Genomic DNA, 24466 nt, shown 5'->3' with positions numbered 1-24466 from the left:
TTTTATCATCTCTGATATTTTCAGGAGATAATAATGTCCAGCAACATATGTATCCAAACTATTCTCGAAATAAGAAAACTTTCACGGTTTCTTGATAAATATTCCAAATATCTTAACAACAACTACAATGTAACTCTCCCTCAGATGCTCTCTCTTTATGAAATAAGTCAGCATGACTCTATGAACCTGACAGAGCTGACCCGCTCAGTTAACCTGAACAACAGCGCCATTACAGGCATAGTCGACAGACTGGAGGCGAAAGGATTTGTTAACCGTGTTAAAAAAGCAGGTGACAGAAGAACAATTTATCTCGAAATAACTCCGGCAGGGAAAGAATACACAGCACTCCTTACAAAAATACTGGAAGACGACTGTTTCTTTGATGAAAAAAAACTGGGGAAAGAGAACGTAAACGATATCTTTCAGTCTCTGGCAAAAATCACTAATGCACTGGATCCTGAAATTAAAAAAATAGAAATATTATAGTGCGACCAGCAAGCGGATTATAGATAAAGGAGAGAAAAACAACGGCCTCTGCCGTGGCACTCGGAAGTTATCTGCATATTCCATCCAATACATTTTGATGGAAGGCATCTTACAAACCAGAAGAGCTGCCAGGCTCAAAACAAACCAGGCAACATCTTCTGTGGAAAGTGCATTTATCACCTATAGCTCATCACTTCAGAAAAGATAGCCCATACATGTTTCATCTTATCTGAACTGGTCTATATATCTTTTAAACTCTGCAATGTCCCCCTGACGCTTCACAACCTCTGTTCCTATCACAAAGCCCCCTGTTGACTCAAGAGCCCTCTTAGCATCTTCGGGTGTCCTTATGCCAAAACCTGTCACAACTGGCTTCCCTATGACTTCTCCTGCTGTTATACCGTTATCTGCGTTCTTCCTCTCAACATCAGAGCCTGTTGTACCCATAATACTTATGTAATATATAAACGGCGCATCTGTCCCACGCAGTGCTTCAATATCTGCGAGTCTCGAAACAGGAGTCACAAACGGAACAGCAGGAATCCCAAGCCCCCGCTCTCTCGCCCAGCTCTGCATACGCATAGGGATATCCGGAATTATGACACCATCCAGAATATCGGAAAACTTTTCAGTAAAAGCTTTCTCACCGTATCCGGTAAATATATTCGCATATGTCATGACGATCGCCTTGATATCAGGATACTTCTCTTTCATCTCACGCATATCGTTCATTATTTCGTCTATATTAACGCCTTTTTCAACTGCTTCGTGGATAGCGTCAGCGATGACAGGTCCATCCGCAACAGGCTCACTGAAAGGTATGCCGACCTCTATAAAGTCAAATCCCCTTTCTGCCACAGCAAAAAGGCATTCTCTGAACTTATCTCTGTCGGGGTAACCGCCTACAATGTAAAATCCTTTCATATCAGCCCCCTTTCAAGTATAGCCGCCATGTCTTTGTCTCCTCTGCCAGAGAGGTTGACAAGCACCTTTTTACCCTTGAACTTCTCTTTGTTTTCAATAACGTATGCCAGAGCGTGACTTGACTCAAGAGCAGGGATTATCCCTTCGTTTCTGGATAGCTCTTTAAATGCGTTAAGTGCCTCATCGTCTCTGACATATCCGTATTTTACCCTGCCGACGTCGTGCAACATAGCATGGACAGGACCTATCCCGGGGTAATCCAGCCCGGCAGAAATTGAATGGACATCAGATATCTGATGTTCGGGCGTCTGCACAAGGTATGTATATGAACCATGAAGAACCCCAGGTTTACCTTTACCGAGAGTTCTGGCGTGTTTGCAGTCTTCATCAGAAACACCGCCAGCCTCGACACCGTACAGCTCGCACTGCTTGTCTAAAAATCCGTTAAATATACCGATAGCATTACTCCCACCGCCGACACAGGCAACAACACAGTCAGGAGTAAACCCCATATCTCTGCACTGTACGTTTGCCTCCTGTCCTATGACAGACTGGAAATGTGCCACAATTTTCGGGAATGGATAAGGTCCCACGATCGAACCTATGATATAATGTGTTGTTTCCACACTTGCCACCCACTCACGCAGAGCCGCATTAGTCGCTTCTTTCAGCGCCCCCTGCCCTTCTGTTACAGCTACAACTTCCGCACCGAGAAGCTCCATACGCTTAACATTAGGCTCCTGCCTCTTTACATCCAGAGCCCCCATATAAACTGTGCATTCCATGCCGAAAAGCGCAGCCACAGTTGCAGTCGCTACACCATGCTGCCCCGCACCAGTTTCAGCTATGATACGTTTCTTCCCCATATATTTTGTAAGGAGTGCCTGCCCAAGAGTGTTGTTGAGCTTATGTGCACCCGTATGCATGAGGTCTTCACGCTTCAGGTATATTTCGCATCCGTACTTATCAGAGAGATTCTGAGCCTTATAAACAGGAGTTGGTCTTCCGGCATACTTAGTAAAAAGTTCTTTCAGCTCTTCATTGAATTTCGCATCATCCTTCAGCTCTTCGAACTTCGCCTCAAGGTCGTCTATAGCCGGAATAAGTGTTTCCGGTACAAACTGCCCTCCGTATCTTCCATAAAACATTTTATCGTACATGTTGTCCTCTTAGGTAGTCACCACGAACCTTTTCGGATGAAGAGGTGACTAGTTTGTTTTTGCGTTATTTATAAAAACTTTGATCTTTTCAATATCTTTTTCACCATCTGTCTCAACTCCGCTGGAGACATCCACTCCAAACGGTTTGTACTTTTCAATAACATCAATGACATTGTCCGAATCAAGCCCGCCGGCGAGAATCAGTCTGTCGCTGTATTCCTCTATCCAGTCAGGATAGTCAGAGCGCAGTCCAGCCCCACGGCTGGCATCATACAGGAAGTATCTGAAAATTCCATCCGGTCTTTCACTTCCGCTGAGAATTTGGGTTTCAGAGGTGTTGGCATCATCTGCCTGAACATAGTCTGCAAAAGATGCATAAGGTTCGCAGTCCTCTTTTGAAACACTAACCACCACCAGCGGACACCGCCCGTTAATAGCATTTTTAATAGCTTTTGCCTGTTCAGGAGCAACATACCGCTTACTTTTTTTATAAGCGACAACACCTATGGCATCTGCTCCATGCTCACACGCAAGTTCAGCCATCTCCGGTGTTTTTATACCGCATATCTTTACGAACATAACCCCGACCTCAGAGAAGCGAAAACACCGGCGGGGTCATCAGCCCCCATGAGGCTTGACCCGACAAGAAAGCCCTTCGCCCCCGCTTGGGACATCAGCCTTATATCCGCCTCTGCTTTCATGCCGCTTTCAGCTATCTTAACTTCATATTCAGGCAGAGATCTTATTATTTCTGCCCCTTTATTAAGGTCTATCTCAAGAGTTTTCAGGTTGCGTGAGTTGACTCCGAGGATATCCGGCTCCATACCCTTTACAATCTCAAGTTCCTCAAGCTCATGTATCTCAACAAGAGCCTGCATCCCTTTACCCTTAACGTATGAATATAGTCTCTCATAATCCTCTCTGCTAAGAGATGTAGCCATAAGAAGCACAGCATCGGCCCCCATAGAATAGGCAACATCAATCTGTTTCTCTGTGATTATAAAATCCTTACATAAAACAGGAATACTGACCTTAGCCGTAACCTTCCGAAGATCATCAAAGCTCCCGCCAAAGAATTCCTTATCGGTCAAAACACTCACACATCCCGCGCCGATCGATTCATACACCGCTGCAACTTTTTCAACATCTGCTCCCGTGTTTATAGCACCCAGAGACGGTGAGGCTTTTTTAACCTCACATATAAACTGCCTGTCAATAATCGCCTGCCTGAAATCCAGCAAAGGCTTTGTACGCTCTTCGACCGATTCCGACAGTAACTCTATCTCTTTTCTCTTATTAGAAAGAATTCTTTCAAGGACATCCGAACACTTCATCACAGACCCCTGTATTTTTCAAACACTCTGCCGGACTGTATAGTATCCATAGACTTCATATAGCCGTCTTTCAGGCTGTCAGCTTTATCAAAGACATAAAGAGCCACACCGGAGTTAAGAGCGATCAGCTCGTTAAGTTTTCCCCCGTCAGGACTTATAGCTTTTACAAACATATCAAGCCCTTCTTCCCTCGTTTTAACAACGGGCATATCACAGACAGAGAAGTATTGTTCGGGTTTTATTCTAAAATTTCTGATACCTTCTTCTTTAATAACATAAACTTCTGTCTCACTGCATGAAGATGCTTCGTCAAAACCGTCCAGAGAGCTATAGAGAGCAACATTTGTTCTCCCCATTTTTTCCAGCGCTTCCGCAATCCCTGCAAGACGCTCCCTTTTCGGTATCCCTATTATCTGACCGGCAAGATCAGCAGGGTTTGAGAGAGGTCCGAGAAAATTAAATATAGTCGGAACCATAATCTGCCTGCGGACGGGACCGGCATATTTCATAGCAGGGTGGTAGAGGGGCGCAAAACAAAAAGCGAAATTATTCTTTTTGAAGTATGCCTCCATATCATCCTTTGCAGACTCTATCGGGACACCTGCCATCTCATAGAGGTCTGCTGACCCCATAGTTCCGCTCATAGCCCTGTTCCCGTGTTTTACTACAGGCATTCCGAGAGATGCCAGAAGAACAGCAACAGCAGAAGAGACATTCATTGTAGACTTGCCGCTTCCACCTGTTCCGCATGTGTCATATGCCTTTACTCCCTCGGTATCAAACTTCACCTTTACATCGTTCATGGCAAGTGCCGCTCCCGCTATCTCGTCCGGTGTTTCCCCACGCATGCGCATAGCGATAAGCACCGCCGCTATCTCTGACTCAGTCATTTCGCCTGTCATGATAGATGTAAACAGGGTGTAAGTTTCCTTCTGCGTAAGTTTTTCACCCATCCCCGTCTTTCTGATAAGTTCTTTTTTCATGCCTCTACCCCACATATATTCATAAAGTTTTTAACTATACTGTCGCCATGCTCACTCAGAATTGATTCCGGATGAAATTGTACTCCGTAAAGGAGCTTACTGTCGTCCTCTATAGCCATGCACTCGCCGTCAGCCGAAGCTTTTGCTATAATCATCTCTTCCGGAGCTGCCACAGCCAGAGAGTGGTAGCGTACCGTTGCGAAATCATCCTTTACACCGCTCAGGATTTTTGAATCTCCTGTCAGCTTAATGTTGTCAACTTTACCGTGCATAACACTCTTGGCTCTACGTACTTCATATCCCAGATAGTGCCCTATGGACTGCATACCGAGGCAAACACCGAAGATAGGCGTACGCCCTGCATATTTATCCAGATACTCAAGAGTTGAGCCGGAATTTGCCGGATTCGAAGGCCCCGGGGAAAGGATAATCCCCTGATATTCATTTGCGTCTTTGTATTCTGTATTTCTGATTACATCCACCTTTGCACCGTTCAGCCTGAAAAGCGCAACAAGGTTATATGTAAAAGAGTCGTAATTATCAACCATTAGAAACATCTCTGCCCTCCGTAACTCCGATATTTTTATACGCTGAAAAGAGAGCCCCAAGCTTGTTCTTGGTCTCTTTATATTCTGTCTGTGGGTCAGAGTCGTATATAACACCGCCGCCAGACCTGAAAACTGTCTCCGTTTCTGTGACGTATGCGGATCGGATAGTTATACATGTATCCATGTTTCCGCTATAGCCAAAATACCCCACGCATCCGGCATAAAAACCTCGCTCTGACTTTTCATACTGTTCTATAAGCTCCATTGCACGAACTTTCGGAGCACCGGAAACTGTGCCTGCCGGAAAAGATTTCATGAAAAGATTCAACGGGTTATATCCATTTTCAATTTTGCCTTCCACTTCGGAGACTATGTGTATCACATGGGAATATACTTCCGGAACAAACTGCTCTTTCACTTTCACAGATTCAGGCTCGCAGCATGTGTAAAGATCATTTCTGGCAAGATCAAGGAGCATAAGGTGCTCTGAACGCTCTTTAGGGTCTGAAAGGAGAGCTTGTTTAGACGCCTCAATATCATCTGTAATAGGATATGTGCCCGCTATAGGTTTGAGAGTTGCATACCCTTCACGTATCTTAAGGTGTATCTCAGGTGACGCTCCCAAAAGAACCTCTGAGCCAAATTTGAGGTAAAACATGTAAGGTGAAGGATTGACGTTGCGAAGTGCACGGTAGAGGCTGAGAGGGTTTATCTTCCCTTTCAGTCTGTGTGCATTAGAGGGTACAATCTGTATCCCCTCACCGTTTGTTATCTCTTCTTTCAGAGCATCAACGGTTGCCATATATTCTTCCTCTGTCATGTCTGTAACAAGCTCACAGTCAAGGTCAGAGTCATAATTGTCAAAATTGAACCTGTGCACCTCAGAGCTCATTTTCTGTGTGCGCTTAAGGGCTTTGTCATATGCAGACTCCCCCCCTTTGGTCTGAACGCTCACTGCAGCATACATCTTTGAAAAGTGGTTATCAAAAACATAAAACTCGTCAACTTCCATAAACCCGATCAGCTTGCTCTCGGGGCTGACTTTAAGCGGCTTTCTGAGTGTATCCATATAGTTCACCGCCTCGTAAGCGAAAAAGCCTGCGAAACCACCGGAAAAATCTCCGAAAGTACCGTCATTATAACCTTTTTCTGCATATAGCTGCTGGCTCATATAATCCATAGGGTTCATACTGAAGGTCTCTTTTTTACTACCTTTCTTTACCGTAACCTGCCCGTTCTGAAAGGTAATAACCCTCTTAGGCTTGTTGCCGAAAAATGAGAATCTGGAAAATGTTTTGTCCAGATTTGCGCTCTCCAGCAAAAAGATATTCTCTTCATTTGAGAAATTCCGCAGAAGAGTAATCGGAGTGAATGTGTCACCGATAATTTCCCGGTAAACTGTTACTCTGTCAAACTCTCCTGCCAGTTCCGTAAAACGTTCCCTCGATGGATGGATCTGCTCTGTGAGGTTCATCTTTGCTCCTTTTCCATAGTTATTTCTATCGTTGTTCTGTCTGCGGATACAAAAAAAGGCCGTGTCCTTTAGAACACAGCCTTTGCGTTAAGATTATAAAAAAAGGCTGTGCAGTTTTCACCACACAGCCGTTATAAGCGTCTTTTAAAAATGGGCGAAAACCTATTATATATAAGTTAAACGCCACCACCAGTTTGTAAGATTTCTGTTTCTTTCTTTATAATTCATACGCAGATAATCCTATATTTCGATTCTTATGTCAATATTTATTTTTGCAAAGTCTTTAAAAAAAGTGTTCCACACCCGCCATTCGAGCTTTTGCGCCAGTTATTAGCTCGGCGCACATTCAGACCATTATTCCGGAGCAGTTCATAAGCATCAGTAAAAACACATACCGACGGACTTTTAAAGCTACTGCCTGAAACGTCATTGCACACAAGCAGATGCACTGTAACCTCTTTAAAATTAGTCACCTGCCCGGCAAATGCATCAAGCTCCTCAGCCGAATCATTAATCCCATCAAGAAGCATATAATTAAAACCAACTTTTTTTCTTTTGTTAACAGAGATTTCAGACCATACCTCAGAAACAGCATGAAATATCTCATCAAGCTGACAGGCTTTTGGTATAAGTTTTTTACGGGTTTCATCAAAACCTGCATGAAAAGAAAGCATTACGCCATTATGAGATAGCTTCAGCAGCTCTTTCAGCTTTTCAGTATCAGGTACAGATGTTGTGACCGAAACAGGATATCCGGACTTTTTTATGAATTCTTTAACTACTTCAAAGTTATCAAGAGGTTCGCCAATTCCTGAAAGAGTAACACGTTTTATGTCATTGCCTTTATGCAGTTCCACCTGTGTAAAAAGTTCATCAGAAGAAAGGTTTCTCTTAAGCCCTACACGACCTGACGCACAAAAAGGACAAGCCATCCGGCAACCCGCCTGAGTTGATATGCAAAGGGTTCCGCTTTCGTAGTAAACTGTCTCTAAGCAGAAGCCGTCAGAAAGCTCCAGAGGCAGAAGGACGTTATCCATCATACTCCGAGCTGTTCGCCTATCTCAGCCAGAGCATCAATGACAAATTTTATATGTTCGTCTTTATCAAGCTCCATCTCAGCTATCCCCTGCTCAATATCGTCTCTGTTTACCGCACGGGCAAAAGACTTATCTTTAAGTTTTTTCTTAACACTCTTGACCTGAACATTTGCAATGGATTTATCCGGACGGACATAGGCGCAGGCAAGCAGAAAACCGCAAAGTTCGTCTACAGCAAAAAGTGTTTTTGCCATCATTGTCTCCCGTTTAACCCCAGTATGTTCTGCATGACCGGCGACGGCATCAATGATATCCTGCGGATAGCCTTTTTCCTTCAATATTTCGACCCCTTTAAAAGGGTGGTCTTCCAGTGATGGATACATTTCATAATCAAAATCGTGAAGGAGTCCTGCAATGCCCCATCTTTCGGCATCTGCACCATATTTCGCAGCATAGGCCTTCATAGCCTGTTCGACACTGAGAGCATGTTTCAGAAGTGAATCGTTTTTTGTGTATTCTGTAAGAAGTGTATATGCGTTCTTTCTTGTAAGTTCCACCGAAAAACTCCTTGGTCTTTTTTATATTTTACTTTTAAGTCCGAGGCAGTGCAACTTTTAAATGAAAAAAGGGTACAGCCGTTACTCATGGAGGTTGTAGTGGCTGCACCCTTGCTTTTCAGCATAAAACATTAGGAGTATTTATCTTTAACATTAAAATTGTCTTATTCGTAAATAATGCAATAGAAAACGGGGTGATTTTTTGTAAAGTTTTGTAAAAAATGAGATTAAAGACTAATCATCTTTGAAGGTTTCTGCAATTTTCTTAATTTCAGGTAATTTCTGAATAAAAACTGACACAACGTCAGGGTCGAACATAGAACCCTTTTTACTGATAATAAATTCTGTTGCATCGTCAAAGCTCCATGCGGGTTTATATGGGCGCACAGACATAAGAGCGTCGAAAACATCACACACAGCAACAATCCGACCAAAAAAGGGTATCTCTTTTCCCCTGAGCCCGTCAGGATAACCTGACCCATCCCATTTCTCATGATGGGTTTTAGCTATTACAGCCCCAGCCTGAAGATATTTACTTTTAGACTCAGATAAAAGATCATATCCTATTGTAGTATGCGTCTTCATTACACACATCTCTTCCTCATTAAGAGCCCCGGGCTTCAGAAGGATACTGTCTGGTATGCCAATTTTCCCGACATCGTGCAGAGGACTGCTGTTAAAGAGCATTGCTAAAGCATTTTCATCTTTGATAAACTCACCTCCGATAAGTTTCGCATACATAGCTACACGGCTAATGTGAGCCCCTGTCTCAGTGTCTTTAAATTCACTTGCCCGTCCGAGTATAGATAGAGTCTCAATTTCTCTGCTCGCAATCTGGCTGGTTGCCGCCTCAACTTCTTTTTCGAGAAGCGCAGCTTTATCTTTAAGTAAAATCTGCTGTTTCCGCAGAGTGAGAAGGTTTTTCACTCTTACCTGAAATTCATAAAGTTTCAAAGGTTTATTAAGAAACTCTGTTGCTCCGGCCTCAAGAGCACTGAGCTTTATATTGTCATCATCATTTATAGCCGTGATCATTACAATAGGGACTTCTTCATCGTGTTTTCTCGTCTCAGCAATAAATGTTATGCCATCCAGATCAGGCATCATGTAATCCACCAGAATCAGGTCAGTAGGGTTGTTCCTGCAATGATCAAGAGCCTCAACAGGGTTTAGGAAACTTGTAATATCCGCAGTAATATTGCCAAGCATAGACTCTATGAGCATAAGATTAAGTTTGTTGTCATCGACAGACACAACCTTGTATTTCAATCTCCCCCCCTCTGCTGATCCAAAATAAGCCTAACGTTCACAAGCTCTGTGTCGAGCTGATCGATATTATTAATTATACCATCTTTATCTTTCACGTTAATTGACTTTTCAATCTCTTCAAATAATACTGCTAAAGTTTTAAGCCGTAAATTATCTGCCGCCCCCCTGTTGGAATGAATCAGCGACTTGAGCATATTATACTCTTCATTTTCAGCAAGACTTTTCATATTTGCAATATCCCCGGTCAGGCTTACGGAATATCCGTTTAATAACTCATACAGCATGTCATCCGGCAGCCCCAGTTCATCAACAATTTCAGACATATTGAAAGCTTCACCAGAATATGAAATAATTTCTGATTTTTTTAAATGCTTTTTAAGAATTTTCTCCAGTGCTTCCAGATTAATCGGCTTTGACAAATATCCTTCGAAATCACTTTTATTTATTCTGCCACCCAAATCAGTCAGTGAGTGTGCTGTTAAAGCGTAAATAGGAGTTCTGCTGCGATAAAGAGCATTCTCATGTTCCCTTATCGTACGTACAGCTTCAATTCCGTCCATAACAGGCATATTTATATCCATAAGGATAAGGTCATATTTTTTTGTTTCACACAGGTCCACAGCAATCTGCCCATTCTCTGCCACATCTGCGTCAACACCCAAACGCCTAAGCAATGCTTCCATAAGTCTAATATTCACCGAGTTATCTTCAGCAAGGAGAACACAGCCGTCAAAACTCTGCATATTCTTTATGCTTTGCATAACGTCTTCTTCTTCATCAAAGCTGTGACCTGTCAAAGCTTCATAAAAAAGTGCACCGCCAAATGGGCGAAAGAGTGTCACCACTCTGTCATCAAGGCTCTCAGCATAAGCTTTTTCTGATGCTTCCATCACACATACAACCCGAACACCCTTATCCAGAAGCTCACTTACAATATCCGCCTCGTAACTGTCACCATTAAAGATAAATACAGAACCGGTATAGTCTTCGTCAGGGTCTATGGCATCAATAAGTTTATAGCTGCCGTTCAGCGATTCCAGATACTTTCTGAAAAGGGTATACAGCTCAGCTGATCCTCCTTCATAGATATAAACTCTGCCGTTGCCTATGTTTTTTTTATCAGAGTTTACAGATATAGTCTTCTTCAGTACCAGTTCAAAATAAAATTTACTCCCCTTCCCCTTCTCACTCTTCAGTTCTATATCTGATTTCATTAATTTCAGTAGATTTCTTGATATAGTCAGTCCGAGCCCTGTTCCTCCATATTTTCTTGTTACAGAAGAATCAACCTGAGCAAAGGGTTCGAACACAGACTTAATTTTGCCGTCTGGAATGCCAACGCCTGTATCTTCCACAGCAATAAGCACAGTGGCAGTCTTTTTAGTCTCATTTTTAAGCTCGACATTGACCTTTATTACTCCTCCGGCATGAGTGAATTTCACTGCATTATTCAGAAGATTTGAAACAACCTGACTGATTCTGAGGGCATCGCCGAGCAAAGATGAAGGTACCTGAGGATCTATATAGGAGTAAAGCCGAACCCCTTTTGCTGAAGCTTTTGCGTAAAATGCTTTGACTGTGGAAAGTATCTGAAAGCCAAGGTTCATTTCTGAACTTTCGATATCCATCATACCGCTCTCAATTTTCGACAAATCAAGGATATCATTAAGTATCTTCAAAAGAGTATCTGCGCTGAATTTGATAGTGCTTAGGTATTCTGCCTGTTCACTGTCAAGCGGTGTGTGCTTGAGCAATTCGAGAAACCCCATCAGTCCGTTAAGAGGCGTGCGTATCTCATGGCTCATATTTGCCAGAAACATGGATTTTGCTCTGTTGCTCTCTTCCGCCTTAGCCCTAGCCTGCTTTAGCTCTGTGATATTTTCCTTCATTCCCAGATAATTAACTATTTCACCACGGTCATTCATAATGGGAGCTATGATTGCATGTTCAATATAGAGCTCACCGTTTTTCTTTTTATTTACAAATTCCCCGTTCCATACTTCACCTTTAGTGACAGTCTTCCAAAGCTCTTCAAAAACAGCAGGTTCCGTATGGTCGGTTTTGAGTACATTAGGATTTTTACCTAACGCTTCTTCGAGGCTGTAGCCGGTTATCTTTTCAAAAGCTGGATTAACAAATTCTATATTTCCGTCAATATCGGTGATCACAATACTATTAGGGTTCTGCTCCATCACAAGAGCCAGCTTTTTAAGCTCTTCCTCAGCTTTTTTTCTAACAGTTACATCACGGATATTTACTACAACTCCGTTTATCACATTGTTTTCCAGCATATTTTTCGCCAGAACCTCCGCGTTAAGATATGCACCGGAGCGTTTCAGTATCCGCAATTCTGCAACTCTTTGTTCCCCATGTCTTCTCAGTACATTTTCTATCCAATGATCAAAAATAACCCCGTCGCTTTCCTGGACAAGATACTCAAGCGGCTTCCCCAATAAATACTCCGGCGGGAAACCGCATATTTGCTCAATAGAGGGGCTAACGTATGTAATACGCAAAGTTTCGTCGGCTATAATTATAATATCTGATATGTTTGCTATAAGCTGTCTGAAATATTTTTCATTGGCTATAAGTTTTTCTTCGGCATTTTTTCTGTTTTTAACTTCTGCCTCAAGCTTTTCGGTGCGTTCCGCTACCTTTTGCTCAAGTATAGAGTTCAGGTTGATCAGAGTCCTTTCGGCATCCTTTTTTTCTGTGATGTCCAGTGAGTATTCAATCATCTGTATGACTTTACCTTCTGAATTTCTCACGGGATAACCGTGAACCTCAACATAGCGTTTCTCACCGGACTGATCAAAGTGAATATGCTCAACAGATGTTGCTGCACCAGTTTTAAGGACGGTCTGCAAAGGACAGGGGTGGTCAAGCCCATCGCAGGGGTGGTTAGCGTGATGAGTCAGTTCATAACATGTTCTGCCTGTACTGCCGATAGATCTGTAAGCCGCTTTATTTGCAAGTATTATCTCATATGTTTCGGCATCAATAACATAAAACGGGTGGGCAAGAGACTCGATAACGTCCGTAAGAAACTGAGCACGCTCAAAACTTTCACGCTCTTGCTCTTCTCTTATTCTCACTTGAGTTTCCAGCTCTCCTGTGCGTTTTTTAACAGTTTCCTCAAGAGAGCTATTGAGCTTATTCAGCTCTTCGCTTACGGTAAGTCTGCTCTTGACTATTCTTAGGATATTCATACACATCAGGACTCCAGAAACCAAAAAAATAATTCCGAGAGCCAAGTTTAACCTGAGCTTCTGACTGCTGAACTTTACCATAGAACTTTCAATATAAGACTTTAACTCATTTTCTGACTTTTCCGCTTCAAGGTAGAGCCTGTTGCTGCTTTCATCCATCCGAACAAAAAATGCTTCCATACTCTTTGTCATTATGTTCTTGCGTTCATCCACCTCGCGAAATGCTTCTACAGAACCGCTCTGCCTTGATAGAATGATGTCTATAACAAGGCTGCGGAACTTATCCAGCAACTCTTTTATATCAACTACCTTCGCCTGTATATCAAGGACATGGATATTAAACCTGCCGACATAGTTCTTTTCATACTCAACTTTGTATTTTACGTTCTCAAGCCCTTCATAATTTACATTCATATCCTCAACGTATACACCGCCGTGTTCCAGTATAAAAAGGATCGACTCCATAGACTCAATTGAATTGGCTATCTGTTTCTCATACTTTTCCATTTCATCGAAAGAGCGGGCATTTGTATAGTTAAGTAATGTATTCTGAACATCTGACATCTTGCTTTTCAGTATATCATTAAGGTGAATCCTTGATGTTTCGTTACTAAGCAGACCATTAAGAAACGACAGTCTTTTATGCATGTAGTTGTCTATAATAAAAACAGACATAATGGAACCTACAACAAAAATGACGTAAAAGATTACCTGCAAAACGATTTTATCTGACAAAAAAGATTTATTTTTATTCATTAATCCCTAAATCCGTATTTATGGAATATCTGTCTGCCCTTTTCTGAAACAGCCATGTTCATAAACTTAACAGGACAACCGGTATCCACACTGTATTTCAATAATCCCATAACAACAGGCACCTTGCGTATATATGGAGAATCAATGTCTATTGCATCCATAAAATCTCTGTTTTTCAAAGTGTAGCCGACCGCACGCCAGTTTATGGCAATATCTGCATCATTATCACGTATGGCGGATGCAAGCTTTTTTGAATCAGCAGCAAAAGAGTGTACCTGCAAAGCAACATCGTGGAATATACCATATTTTTGCAAAAGGTACATAGTCTCCTTACCAACAGAACCGGATTCAGGAGCACCTATAATCAGGCGCAAATCCCCCTCCGCAAGTTGGCTTAAACTGCCATTTAACCCCATAGGGTTCCCTTTTGGGACAAAAAAACTTAGTCTGTTATAGCCAAGGGTCTCTCTTCTGGTTACAACAGCGTCCCCTATCAGGGTATCCAAAAAAGAACTATTCCCTGGTATGAAAATATCTCCCTTTTTGTTCACATCTATCACACGTTTAAGGTATCCGCTCGCGCCGTACATCACATGAACAAGACAGTCATTTTCTTTTTCAAATTCACTTTTAAGCTCAAGGACTGCATCGGACATAGTTATGCCGGTATAGACAAGTATCTCATTGAGAGGTTTATTTCTGGTCAGAGGATTTTCATATGGATCACAGGCAAAAAGTATGCACTGTAAAACACATAGTATAAGTAATTTATGCATTAATCCCTCCAGCAGTAACGCACAATAACATTATAACACACAAAAAAACTTTTAATCGTCGGTACTCTTCCTAACAATAATAACAGTAAAAACACCTTTTTATTCCGAATTCGTATTGAACATCTGATTACTATACTATAAAATAAAAAAGCTGTACTTTGGAGGTAATTATGAGAGTTGTTATCCTTTTGTTATGCCTGGGATTCACCTTTACAGGCTTCGGAGGTGAAATGGAATTCAGTAAAAAAGCTTCTGGTGAGCCAGAACTTATTCAGACAGGGAAACAGAAAGCGTGGTGTCCTGTCTGCGGGATGAATCTTAAAATGTTTTACAAAACAAGCCACGCATTAAAGCTCAAAGACGGTCAGAATAAGCAGTATTGCTCTATAAGATGCATGCTCGAGGATTATGAAGGACTGCACAGTATAGTCAGCCAGATACTCGTTGTTGACGCCAAAACTGAAAAGCTTATCGATGTCAGAAATGCAACCTATGTTGTCGGCAGCAGCGCCCCGGGCACAATGACAATGACAAGCAAAATCGCTTTCGCCGAAAAAAAGGACGCAGAAGAATTTCAGAAAAAAATGGGCGGGGAACTAATGACTTTTGATCAGGCGTCAAAAGCTGCACTTGAGTCAATGGGAAAAGATGTGTCGATGACAAATAAAAAACGTCAGAAGATGATGTATCCCAAAGGGGAAAAAATATTTTCTTCAGCCTGCGACAAGTCGATTGACCCTTTTAAATACAACCTCATAAACAAACTGAAAGCAGATATAAAAACTAATTCCAAATGCGGCTCACTAGACGAAAAGGAACTTCAGGCGGTTGCGCTTTACCTTTGGGACATAGTAAGAAAAGAGAAACATTCCGATCAGTTTATAACTGTTCTGGAGGGCGAGAAATGTCCTGTATGCGGAATGTTTGTGCACAAATACCCTAAATGGGCAGCCAAAATGCATTATCAAAAAAATTCCACAAAAGAACATGCCGTATTCGACGGTGCAAAAGATATGTTTAAGTTCTACTTCAACCCTGCCAAATGGGGAGATTACAAAAACATAGAAATAACTGATATACATGTTACAGACTATTACACCAACAAAGCTATTGACGGCAAATCTGCATTTTATGTTACAGGCTCCAACGTCTATGGACCGATGGGAAATGAGCTCGTACCGTTTGCCACTAAAGCAGATGCAGAATCTTTCATGTCCGACCATAACGGTCAACAAATACTTACTTTTGGTAATATTACAGAGGATATGGTATATAAACTGGATGAGTAGAACCACAGTATTTTTCGTGATATTAACGATACTTTTAGTTGCGGCTGCGGGGGTGACGCTGGGCATCAGCCACACGAACACGCCTTCAGTCAACGCTATAAAAATCAGGCAGTCCTTAACACTTTTGACAGGTCTGCCTGACCTTTCTGTCTATCTGGAATCACCATCCGAAAGATTCCGCACTCTTACGGATACCGGAGCCTTATTTGAAACAGACCCTTTCGCTTCAGACACAGATTTCTCAGCTATAATATATAAGAAGGCGCCAGGCAATGATTAACTTTAAACTGCTGGAACATGCCTTAATGTCGCTCATGAGGCACAAAGGCAAACATCTGTTTATCTTTCTGATTTTTACAATGCTGATATCAGTATGCCTTGTGCTTTTTACGGTCACAGCAGGACTGAAAAAAGAGGCTCAATACTCTCTGGATAACCTGCCTGATATCATAGTACAAAAGATTACAGGAGGCAGACAGCAATATATAAACTCTGCTATGCTGGATAAGATTGTATTGATACCAGGCGTCCTGAACGCATCTGACCGGGTATGGGGATTTTATCCCTTTGACTATCTAAACACAAACCTCACCGTTGTGGGGGTAGACATCTTTGATCCGAACATGAGCAGAACTATTCAGGAAGTCACAGACGGTCTGGATACGATGTCTCTCCGGAGCGGAAAGAGCATGTTCATCGGTGCGCAGTTAAATGAAATTCTCAGGGCAATTTACAACAAGGACGAATTCAGTTTTCAGAAACCTGATGGTGAATACATTACTCTGCAAACTGCCGGAATTTTTAAAACCGAATCACAGATGATCTCCACAGGAACTATAATCACCGACAGAAAAACTGCATCAGAAATACTGGGGATCCCTGCTGGTATGTCCGCAGACATAGCTATTAACGCTGCAAACCCGCAGGAGATTGCAACCATTCAGGAGAAGATAGAAAACATCTCCCCTTCGCTCAGGGTTATAACAAAAGAAGTCATAAGCGCATCCTATCAGAATATGTTCGACTACAAGGGGGGTATTTTTCTGCTGTTCTTCATATCGTCCATATTTACTTTTTTTGTGATAATCTTTGACAGACTTAGCGGGATATCAGGAGATGAAGCAAGAGAAACCGCTATACTGAAAGCAGTGGGCTGGACAACCGGAGATGTTCTGAAGGTCAGACTTTACGAATCATTCGTAATATCTGTCACCGCATACATTTCAGCAATAACCCTGTCAGGAATTTATGTTTTTATACTTCAGGCGCCGGGGCTTAAAAATATCTTTTTGGGTTACTCTTACCTTAAACCTCATTTTACAATACCTTTTACTTTTGATCCGTCAGTGTATATATCAGTCTTCTTTATAACTGTTCCTGTATATACCGCCGCTGTCATTATACCTTCATGGCGTGCTGCCTCGATCGACTCCGGTGAGGTTATACGATGATAAAGCTAAACAATGTAACTAAAACTTACATCAGTGGCAGAAACAGAGAAACGACTCCGATAAAGAACTTTTCTGTTGAGATAAACAGAGGGGAGACTGTTATACTTAGCGGTCCAAGCGGAAGCGGAAAAAGTACAATCCTCAGCATGATAGCGGCACTTTTAAAGCCATCCAGCGGTTTTGTGGAAGTGGACGGACAGATTGTTTCAAAACTCCCTGAACACTTCTCGGCACTGTACAGGAGAGATAAGGTCGGAATGATATTTCAGCAGTTCAACCTTATAAGCGGCATTTCAACAGAAGACAACATAGCACTCCCCCTTACACCATCAGAAATACCTGCAAGAATCATCAAAGAACTTGTAATGGAAATGATGATGAAACTTGACATAACCGACAGAGCGCACCTCAGCACAGACAAACTTTCCGGAGGAGAGATGCAGAGAGTGGCAATAGCCAGAGCGCTTATAAACAACCCATCAGTTGTTCTCGCAGATGAACCCACAGCAAACCTTGACAGCAGGCTCACTGAAGAGCTAATAGGCATTTTCAAAGTTCTGAAAAATGAAGGGCGGACAATGCTCATAGCCACCCACGACAGCAAACTTATTAATTGCGGGATAGCTGACAGGGTAATAACTATGACCAAAGAGAGCTGATATGGGACTTCTGATACCGGAGGTGTTCATCCTCCTTCTCACCGACAGTCTATTTATGCTTTTGCTCCTTTACACAGCACCTTTTGCTCTGCGCATCTTAACCGGATGGGACATATCCGCATCAACACCTTCACAATACCATCTGGAAAAACGTCGGTACCTGATATCAACGATCGTGTCTTATATTTTTCTGTTTAAAATCCCTCTGTTCCTCTTTTTCATCTATACCAACGATAAAATGTCAAATGTACTCACCGGAGCCATGTGTGCAGCCGGTTCCATCAACGCCACAGTTTACGGCTCCCCACTGCTCTATTTTAAAATCGTGAACATATTCTTAATGTCTGCATGGCTGACTGTGTACAAATGCAATAATACGTATGCGAATCTCCCTTACACAAAAAACAAATACGGCTATTTGCTTCTTATAACAGTCTTTGTCTGTATTGAAACCTCACTTGCGTTTCTTAACTTTGCATCAATAGACCCTACCGCTGTAGTAAGCTGCTGCAGCAGTATCTATAGCGCAACATCTGAGGGTTATTCGTTAATTATGAGTTTGGATCCCTTTTCAGCATTCGTCGCTTTCGTAGTTATTACAGTTCTGTATATAGCTGCCCTTATCTTGAAAAGACCATGGTTTATCTTATTCTTCTCTGTCGTGTTTTTCTTCGCAGGCACTCTGAACCTCATATTATTCACAAGCACATATGTATATGAGCTGCCCAGCCACAGGTGCCCTTACTGCATACTGCAAAAAGAATATAGTTACGTTGGATATATTTTTTATATTTCTCTATTCATATCAAGTGTATCCGGCATATGCTCGTTTATATTCAAAAAGCTGATGGGATATTCATCTATATTTTATATTGTTAACAGCATTGTTTTTGCGTTAATATATTTTGTTGTCAGCGTATTTTATCCGATCAGATATTTTTTCATCAATAACACATGGCTGTAAGCAGACGGTAGAGACATTATATGCAGCGGGGTAAATTGGCAAATGGGTACCAGAAACAGAGCGATACTTATCATTCTTTTGGTGATCCTCTCCCTGTCGGCAACTTTTATAACTATCTCTCTGTATGAATATAAACAAAACTATCAAGAAAAAATTACTCACCATCAGGAAGCGATATCTTATCTTGTAGAGTCCGAATTCCAAAAGCTTACACGCTCTTACGTATCCAGACTCGATGGTTTTATCAAATCCAACACCCGCATTATTGAAGCTTTTGAGAGTAGAAACAGAGACCGGACTATCGAACTTCTATCCCGACGTTTCAGCACCTTCACAAAAGAGAATCCTGATTTTTCTGACATAAGGTTATTTCTGCCTGACGGAAGACTTTTCCTTTCTATGGAAGAAACCAACAACTATGGCACTGACATGTCGGCATATTCATTCATTGAAACACTAAAATCCACATCAGCACCCCTGTATGGATTTACAATATCCAACAATAAACTTTTCTTTCAGACTGCAAAAGCCATAATAATAAATGGGAAAAAGATAGGCATGTTGGAGTTCCGCATCCAAACTAACACAATGAACAGCACTATCAGCAAAGTACTCAATGCTGAATATGGACTAAGCATTGCAGAGCCAAACTATCCCACAAGTAAAGTCACAGTAATTGACCAGAGCTCGCCTTTATATCAGAAAATCCCAGACAACTTTGACTATAACAAAAAAATCCAGAATATCATAATAGGAGAATCTGAATATATAATTCATACACAAGGGCTTTACGACTTCAGAGGAGAAAAAATAGGCTACTATCTGACGTCAAACGATATCACTAATATAAAAAAAAGATTTCATAGATTTTTCATCTACACCCTCATTATTACCGCCATCGTTATCATCCTTAGCTCATGGGTTTTATATATAGGATTCGGTACTATCCTGAAAAAAATTGAACTTATGAATATAGAACTGGAATCAAAAATTGCAGACCGGACAAAAGAGCTTGAGGAAGCAAAAAACAATGCCCTCGAACAGAATAAAGTAATAAGTTCTCTGTATAAACGCTTTAAAAGTATGTTTCAGGACCACAGATCAATCATGTTCCTTATCAGTCCGGAAAGCGGTCGGATAGTTGATGCCAATATTGCTGCTGTCAATTTTCTGCAAATGGACAAAAAAGACATTCTGAAACTCAAAATAGCAGACATAAGCCTTCTCGCTCCTGAACGAGTAGCAGAACTGATGAGTAAATCTGCCAAAGAAGGATTAGAAAACTATATTTCAAAATTCAGATTTAATGAAGATATTGTAGATCTTGAAATACAGGCTTCTCCAATAGACATAGACGGGCATAAACTGCTCTTTACTATTTGTCACGACGTAACAGAAAAAGTTCTGATGGAACAAAAGCTCAAAGAACTAAATAAGAATCTTGAAATGATGGTTCAAAAGGAAACTGATAAAAGACGCAGTCAGGAGTTTCTGCTTATACAACAGTCAAAAATGTCTTCAGTAGGCGAATTACTCTCTGCTATCATACACCAATGGCGGCAGCCCATTACAGCTATAAGCTATCTTATGCAGGATCTAGCCGACGCTGCGCAACAGGAAAGCAGCAGTAAGGAATACATAACGTCCATCTCGCAGGATGCTCTTGTTCAGATAAACTATATGAACCAAACTGTCGATGACTTCAGAAAGTTTCTCATGCCAAGTAAAACACAAGAGAAGTTTAACGCTGCCGAGGAGATTGTAGCAGTACTGAAAATGCTTAACAAACAGCTTGAGAAAGAAGAGATAAAGCTAAACCTGACCATCGTTAATGCTTCTGCGGAAGTGCAGTCTCTTAAACTTAATGAACTCTGCATCATAGATTGCTTTACTATCAGTATTTCATGTTTCAACAGTTTCGGTTACCCTAACGAATTCAAACAGGTGCTGATGAACCTCATCAACAACGCAAGAGATGCAATTATAGATAAGCAGAAGGAAGCTGCTTTAAAAGGCAGTATAAACATTGTAATTTCATGTATGCAGCAAACCATAGAGATCAGTATATCCGACAACGCAGGGGGGATACCTGCAAACATAATGGACAGGATATTTGAACCTTACTTTACAACAAAATCCACAAAAGGTACGGGTATTGGTCTTTATATGGCAAAAAGCATAATAGAAAACCACATGAACGGAACTGTCAAAGCAGAAAACAGCGGGAAAGGAGCTTTATTTACAATTAACTTAAAAAAAAGCTGCGGGAAAGGACCTAGACCAGACCAGACACAAAAGCATAGTGGACAAGAGACGCTGAATTTGCCAGATTAAGCTTCTGAAGCATCTTATTTCGGTGTGTATCAACAGTATTCTTGCTTATGCAGAGCATTTCGCCGATTTCTCTGCTGGTTTTACCGGAAGCTATAAGCTTCAGTATCTCGCACTCCCTGCTGGTCAGGGAACCATTCCTCTTCTTACAGTTATTCTCAGAAAGCCCTCCGAGAACCTCACAAAGACCTGCTATGATCTCATCAACGTCAGCGTCAAGATAGACGTAGTGTCTTACACCATAAGTATATGAAAAATAAGTCAGCATATCATTTTGCTTTGTGGTGAGCACAACAACTTTTGAAGTATCATACTTATTCTTAAGTAAATTAAGTATCTCTTCATCTGCCACACGGGAAAACAGGTCGATAATAATATAGTCAGGGTATGATACTGCAATTGAATCACTAAGCGCACATACACTATCCGATCCGATTACGTTTCCGACACCATTGATGTCATTTACCACACTTAAAAGATACTCCCTAAAAAGAGTATTATTACTGTAAACAAGAACAGAAATCATTAGAGGTTTCACCTGTGTTTTAAACATATTGAAACATATATTGTTTGAAAACCTCTGTAAATACCGATAATTATGTATTTTACTGCTCTCAAACGCATTTTGTATGTTTTTAATGTCTAATTTTTACACATCACAATACACAAAAAGCATAATTATACAACTTTTCATGAAATAATTTTTTTAACTAAAAAACAAAAAAAAGATTATTTCACAAAGTAATTACATAAAAAGCATTTTGTGTAATCTGTCTGAGATATCAGGTGTTACAGCCATAATAAATTTTTCATACATATCAGGTGATTTTGAAAAGTCTTTTCCGCAAACATGCGCTTCGGCTTCTCCGGCTATTACTGCCCCCGCAGCAATATCCCATGGACTAAGATCAAACTCATAATATGCATCAAAAACGCCTTTAGCAACATAGCATAAATCCAATGCTGCCGAACCTGCCCTTCTGATACCCCTTGTGTTTTTTAATATTGTACCCAAAAGTTCTAAAGCTGCCTGGGGGTTACCCTCTGCAATGCTGTAAGGGAACCCGGTAGCAACAAGCGCTTCCTGTATGTTGTGTTTACTGGAAACTTGTATTTTCTGCCTATTAAGATATGCACCTTGCCCTTTTTCTGCAATAAACATTTCACGTAAAATCGGATTATATATAACTCCATATATTCCTTCCCCCTCTTCATAAACCCCAACAGAAACACAGCAAAAAGGGAAACCATGCACAAAATTTGTTGTTCCGTCAATGGGATCGATATAAACGACTTTCTTCTTGTCAGTCTTCTGCTGGGCAGTTTCCTCTGCTACAAAACCATACTCAGGCATCATGAAAGAAAGTTCATTAAGCAGTATTTTTTCCACTTCAACATCAAACTGAGTGACAATATCTATCTTCCCTTTATAAGAAATCTCCTTAACACTGTTAAAGCCTTTCAGCAGATGTTCACCTGCTTTCGTAACCGCTTTTTCTATCTTTGAAAGCATTGCATTCCCCCGTATATTAATATATATTTATCTCCCATATGAACTTATTCATAATATAAATATGAGAGAGAGTTATTATATATGAGCTCACCTGAAAAGTATACCGACCTGCATGACATAAGCTTTGATATCTCCGTAGAGGACTGTTTCAGTAATCTCCGCCCGCACCCCAAGTTCTCTCACTGTACATTTGAAAATTATATACCCGACGAGAATTTCCTGTCTCAGTCAATGATAAAAGAAAAGCTTCAGGAAAGTTTAAATAGTATGAAAGACAGCGACTATCCCAATGCTGCTCCGGTTAAGAAGTTTTTTCCACTTTTCAGCAGAAAAAAATCTAAAACTAAAAATTCTGACAAAATTCAAAAACATCTTTATATAGACGGAAGTTACGGAATAGGCAAAACACATCTCTTAAGTGCCTGTTACAACAAATGCGAAAATAACAAAGCTTTCCTCAGCTTTGGCGAAATGAACTACTTCTTTCACTATCTGGGTGTGGAAAACTGCATCAAACACTTTTCCAGCCTGAACCTTCTTCTTATCGATGAATTTGAGCTTGATGATCCTGCTATGGTACATATCATGTCAAAATTTTTCAGAGAACTTGATAAGAAAACACTCGTTATCACAACATCCAACACACTGCCTGCCGATCTGGGGAAAGGACGTGTGGTAAGTCTTGAGAATTTCGGCAAACAGATCGGAAATATTATTGAAAGCTTTGAATCTTTTGTAGTAGAAGGCGAAGATTATCGCAAAAAACACAAAATACTCCGCAAATCCGTTTCAGAAAATAACTTTAATGACGCATTTGCCGGATACGAACCAAAGGATAAACCAAAGACAAAAATAGGGTTCGAGTCACTTAATAAAATACTGGAATCAAACCACCCCTTCAAATATTACGCAATCCCTTCAAAAGTTGAGGCGATCTTCATAGACGGGCTGCGCCCTTTTGTACAGCTTAATAATGCTCTGCGCTTCAACCAGCTGATAGATGTCTGTTACTATTATAACACAAAGCTTTTCATCAAAGGATCCTGCGATCTTTCTGATCTGTTCCCTCCGGAACTCCTTGAATCCAGCTTTCAGAAAAAGCTGTACCGCTGTCTGTCACGTCTGGACGAACTTGCAGTTTTTTTTAAAGGTTAATTGTTCTGAAGAAATTCCCGGAGAGCTTCAACTTTAAGATGGGCACAAAGAACGAGCGCTGTCTGATCATCAAGTGGTACCGCTGCATGGGGGATTTTAGAATTAAAGGCTATTGAGTCACCCGCGTACAGATCGATAACATCATTACCCATCTTCATACTCATTCCGCCTTCAACGACAAACATATACTCGTAACCCTCATGGCTGAAAAGTTTCTCATCCCGTTTGTCGGGTTTGATAGTCACCAACAGCAGATCAAGATAATCAAACGATTTAACTTTCGCTAGTTCCTCATACATATAGCCGTGCTTAACACCTTCGCGGAATATAAACTTTTTCTGATCTTTTTTGACAACATAGTAATCTTTCTGGTTTATCTCTTCTTCAAAGAAATATGTCATTTTAACATTTAGAACTTTTGCAATTTTAGACAAAGTATTTATAGGAGGCATGACAATATTGTTTTCTATCTGAGAGATAAGTGCCTTTGAAAAGCCTGTAAAGTTAGCGACATCCTGTAGAGTCAACCCTCTCTCGTTCCTTATCTTACGCACACGTTCGCCAATCTTTACTTCTGTATCCTGCATGATA

The 24466-nt window shown here is 41.1% G+C and carries 23 protein-coding genes; 8 read left to right on the top strand and 15 right to left on the bottom strand.

Annotation, left to right across the window (positions count from 1 at the left end; translation table 11 throughout):
* The first annotated feature begins 33 nt into the window (after window positions 1-33).
* Window positions 34-486, top strand: a complete 453-nt coding sequence (locus tag DACET_RS05930) for a MarR family transcriptional regulator (RefSeq protein WP_013010473.1) — start codon at window positions 34-36, stop codon at window positions 484-486.
* 225 nt (window positions 487-711) lie between these two features.
* Here the strand turns inward: DACET_RS05930 and trpA are convergent, their stop codons facing one another.
* The 12 genes from trpA to DACET_RS05870 form a co-directional block, all read right to left on the bottom strand.
* Window positions 712-1410, bottom strand: coding sequence for a tryptophan synthase subunit alpha (gene trpA / locus DACET_RS05925; RefSeq protein ID WP_013010472.1), 699 nt, complete (start codon window positions 1408-1410; stop codon window positions 712-714).
* Complete coding sequence (gene trpB / locus DACET_RS05920) at window positions 1407-2570, bottom strand: tryptophan synthase subunit beta (protein WP_013010471.1); 1164 nt, start codon at window positions 2568-2570, stop codon at window positions 1407-1409. Before trpB ends, trpA begins: the two co-directional genes overlap by 4 nt.
* Window positions 2571-2618: 48 nt before the next feature.
* Window positions 2619-3149 carry a phosphoribosylanthranilate isomerase gene (locus DACET_RS05915; protein ID WP_013010470.1) on the bottom strand — a complete coding sequence of 177 codons (531 nt, stop codon included), beginning with the start codon at window positions 3147-3149 and terminating at the stop codon, window positions 2619-2621.
* Window positions 3140-3904 (bottom strand): indole-3-glycerol phosphate synthase TrpC, encoded by a 765-nt coding sequence (locus tag DACET_RS05910; protein WP_013010469.1) that lies wholly within the window; start codon window positions 3902-3904, stop codon window positions 3140-3142. Before DACET_RS05910 ends, DACET_RS05915 begins: the two co-directional genes overlap by 10 nt.
* Entirely contained in the window at window positions 3904-4887 is a 984-nt protein-coding gene (trpD, locus tag DACET_RS05905) for an anthranilate phosphoribosyltransferase (protein WP_013010468.1), read from the bottom strand. The genes DACET_RS05910 and trpD overlap by 1 nt, the downstream gene beginning before the upstream one ends.
* The gene (locus DACET_RS05900) at window positions 4884-5444 is read right to left on the bottom strand and encodes an anthranilate synthase component II (RefSeq protein ID WP_013010467.1); all 561 of its coding nucleotides are present in this window, start codon (window positions 5442-5444) and stop codon (window positions 4884-4886) included. The genes trpD and DACET_RS05900 overlap by 4 nt, the downstream gene beginning before the upstream one ends.
* On the bottom strand, window positions 5428-6909 hold the full coding sequence (locus DACET_RS05895; RefSeq protein WP_013010466.1) for an anthranilate synthase component I family protein: 1482 nt from the start codon (window positions 6907-6909) through the stop codon (window positions 5428-5430). Before DACET_RS05895 ends, DACET_RS05900 begins: the two co-directional genes overlap by 17 nt.
* A 266-nt stretch (window positions 6910-7175) precedes the next feature.
* Window positions 7176-7949 carry a radical SAM protein gene (locus DACET_RS05890; RefSeq protein ID WP_041229928.1) on the bottom strand — a complete coding sequence of 258 codons (774 nt, stop codon included), beginning with the start codon at window positions 7947-7949 and terminating at the stop codon, window positions 7176-7178.
* The gene (locus tag DACET_RS05885) at window positions 7946-8503 is read right to left on the bottom strand and encodes an HDIG domain-containing metalloprotein (protein ID WP_013010464.1); all 558 of its coding nucleotides are present in this window, start codon (window positions 8501-8503) and stop codon (window positions 7946-7948) included. The genes DACET_RS05890 and DACET_RS05885 overlap by 4 nt, the downstream gene beginning before the upstream one ends.
* A 234-nt stretch (window positions 8504-8737) precedes the next feature.
* Window positions 8738-9772: an HD-GYP domain-containing protein gene (locus DACET_RS05880; protein WP_013010463.1), complete on the bottom strand. Its 1035-nt coding sequence runs from the start codon at window positions 9770-9772 to the stop codon at window positions 8738-8740.
* A complete protein-coding gene (locus DACET_RS05875; RefSeq protein ID WP_013010462.1) occupies window positions 9769-13737 on the bottom strand; it encodes a PAS domain-containing hybrid sensor histidine kinase/response regulator in 3969 nt (1322 codons plus the stop codon). The genes DACET_RS05880 and DACET_RS05875 overlap by 4 nt, the downstream gene beginning before the upstream one ends.
* Complete coding sequence (locus DACET_RS05870; RefSeq protein WP_013010461.1) at window positions 13737-14513, bottom strand: substrate-binding domain-containing protein; 777 nt, start codon at window positions 14511-14513, stop codon at window positions 13737-13739. Before DACET_RS05870 ends, DACET_RS05875 begins: the two co-directional genes overlap by 1 nt.
* Window positions 14514-14683: 170 nt before the next feature.
* On the opposite strand from DACET_RS05870, the gene DACET_RS05865 reads away from it, so the two are divergent.
* From DACET_RS05865 to DACET_RS05840, 6 genes are read left to right on the top strand one after another with little or no spacing between them, the layout of a single operon-like run.
* On the top strand, window positions 14684-15802 hold the full coding sequence (locus tag DACET_RS05865) for a nitrous oxide reductase accessory protein NosL (RefSeq protein WP_013010460.1): 1119 nt from the start codon (window positions 14684-14686) through the stop codon (window positions 15800-15802).
* Window positions 15795-16082 carry a hypothetical protein gene (locus DACET_RS05860; RefSeq protein ID WP_041229927.1) on the top strand — a complete coding sequence of 96 codons (288 nt, stop codon included), beginning with the start codon at window positions 15795-15797 and terminating at the stop codon, window positions 16080-16082. Before DACET_RS05865 ends, DACET_RS05860 begins: the two co-directional genes overlap by 8 nt.
* On the top strand, window positions 16075-17253 hold the full coding sequence (locus tag DACET_RS05855) for an ABC transporter permease (RefSeq protein WP_013010459.1): 1179 nt from the start codon (window positions 16075-16077) through the stop codon (window positions 17251-17253). Before DACET_RS05860 ends, DACET_RS05855 begins: the two co-directional genes overlap by 8 nt.
* The gene (locus DACET_RS05850) at window positions 17250-17912 is read left to right on the top strand and encodes an ABC transporter ATP-binding protein (protein ID WP_013010458.1); all 663 of its coding nucleotides are present in this window, start codon (window positions 17250-17252) and stop codon (window positions 17910-17912) included. The genes DACET_RS05855 and DACET_RS05850 overlap by 4 nt, the downstream gene beginning before the upstream one ends.
* A gap of 1 nt (window position 17913) precedes the next feature.
* Window positions 17914-18876, top strand: coding sequence for a hypothetical protein (locus DACET_RS05845; protein WP_013010457.1), 963 nt, complete (start codon window positions 17914-17916; stop codon window positions 18874-18876).
* A 42-nt stretch (window positions 18877-18918) separates the two neighbouring features.
* A complete protein-coding gene (locus DACET_RS05840; protein WP_013010456.1) occupies window positions 18919-21210 on the top strand; it encodes an ATP-binding protein in 2292 nt (763 codons plus the stop codon).
* On the opposite strand, the gene DACET_RS05835 is transcribed toward DACET_RS05840, so the two are convergent.
* Both DACET_RS05835 and DACET_RS05830 read right to left on the bottom strand, forming a co-directional pair.
* Window positions 21152-21733 (bottom strand): response regulator transcription factor, encoded by a 582-nt coding sequence (locus tag DACET_RS05835; protein WP_013010455.1) that lies wholly within the window; start codon window positions 21731-21733, stop codon window positions 21152-21154. The genes DACET_RS05840 and DACET_RS05835 overlap by 59 nt on opposite strands.
* A gap of 219 nt (window positions 21734-21952) precedes the next feature.
* Window positions 21953-22720, bottom strand: a complete 768-nt coding sequence (locus tag DACET_RS05830; protein WP_013010454.1) for an inositol monophosphatase family protein — start codon at window positions 22718-22720, stop codon at window positions 21953-21955.
* Window positions 22721-22801: 81 nt separating this feature from the next.
* Here DACET_RS05830 and zapE point away from each other — a divergent pair, with 81 nt between their 5' ends.
* The gene (gene zapE / locus DACET_RS05825; RefSeq protein WP_013010453.1) at window positions 22802-23875 is read left to right on the top strand and encodes an AFG1/ZapE family ATPase; all 1074 of its coding nucleotides are present in this window, start codon (window positions 22802-22804) and stop codon (window positions 23873-23875) included.
* Here zapE and DACET_RS05820 read toward each other — a convergent pair.
* Window positions 23872-24462 carry a helix-turn-helix domain-containing protein gene (locus DACET_RS05820; RefSeq protein ID WP_013010452.1) on the bottom strand — a complete coding sequence of 197 codons (591 nt, stop codon included), beginning with the start codon at window positions 24460-24462 and terminating at the stop codon, window positions 23872-23874. The two genes, zapE and DACET_RS05820, sit on opposite strands and share 4 nt — an antisense overlap.
* Between the last annotated feature and the right edge of the window lie 4 nt (window positions 24463-24466).

Origin of the sequence: Denitrovibrio acetiphilus DSM 12809 (assembly GCF_000025725.1) — a bacterium.
GTDB classification, from domain to species: domain Bacteria; phylum Chrysiogenota; class Deferribacteres; order Deferribacterales; family Geovibrionaceae; genus Denitrovibrio; species Denitrovibrio acetiphilus.
The sequence above is the reverse complement of the archived record's forward strand: the minus strand, read 5'-3'. Positions and strand labels throughout refer to the sequence as shown.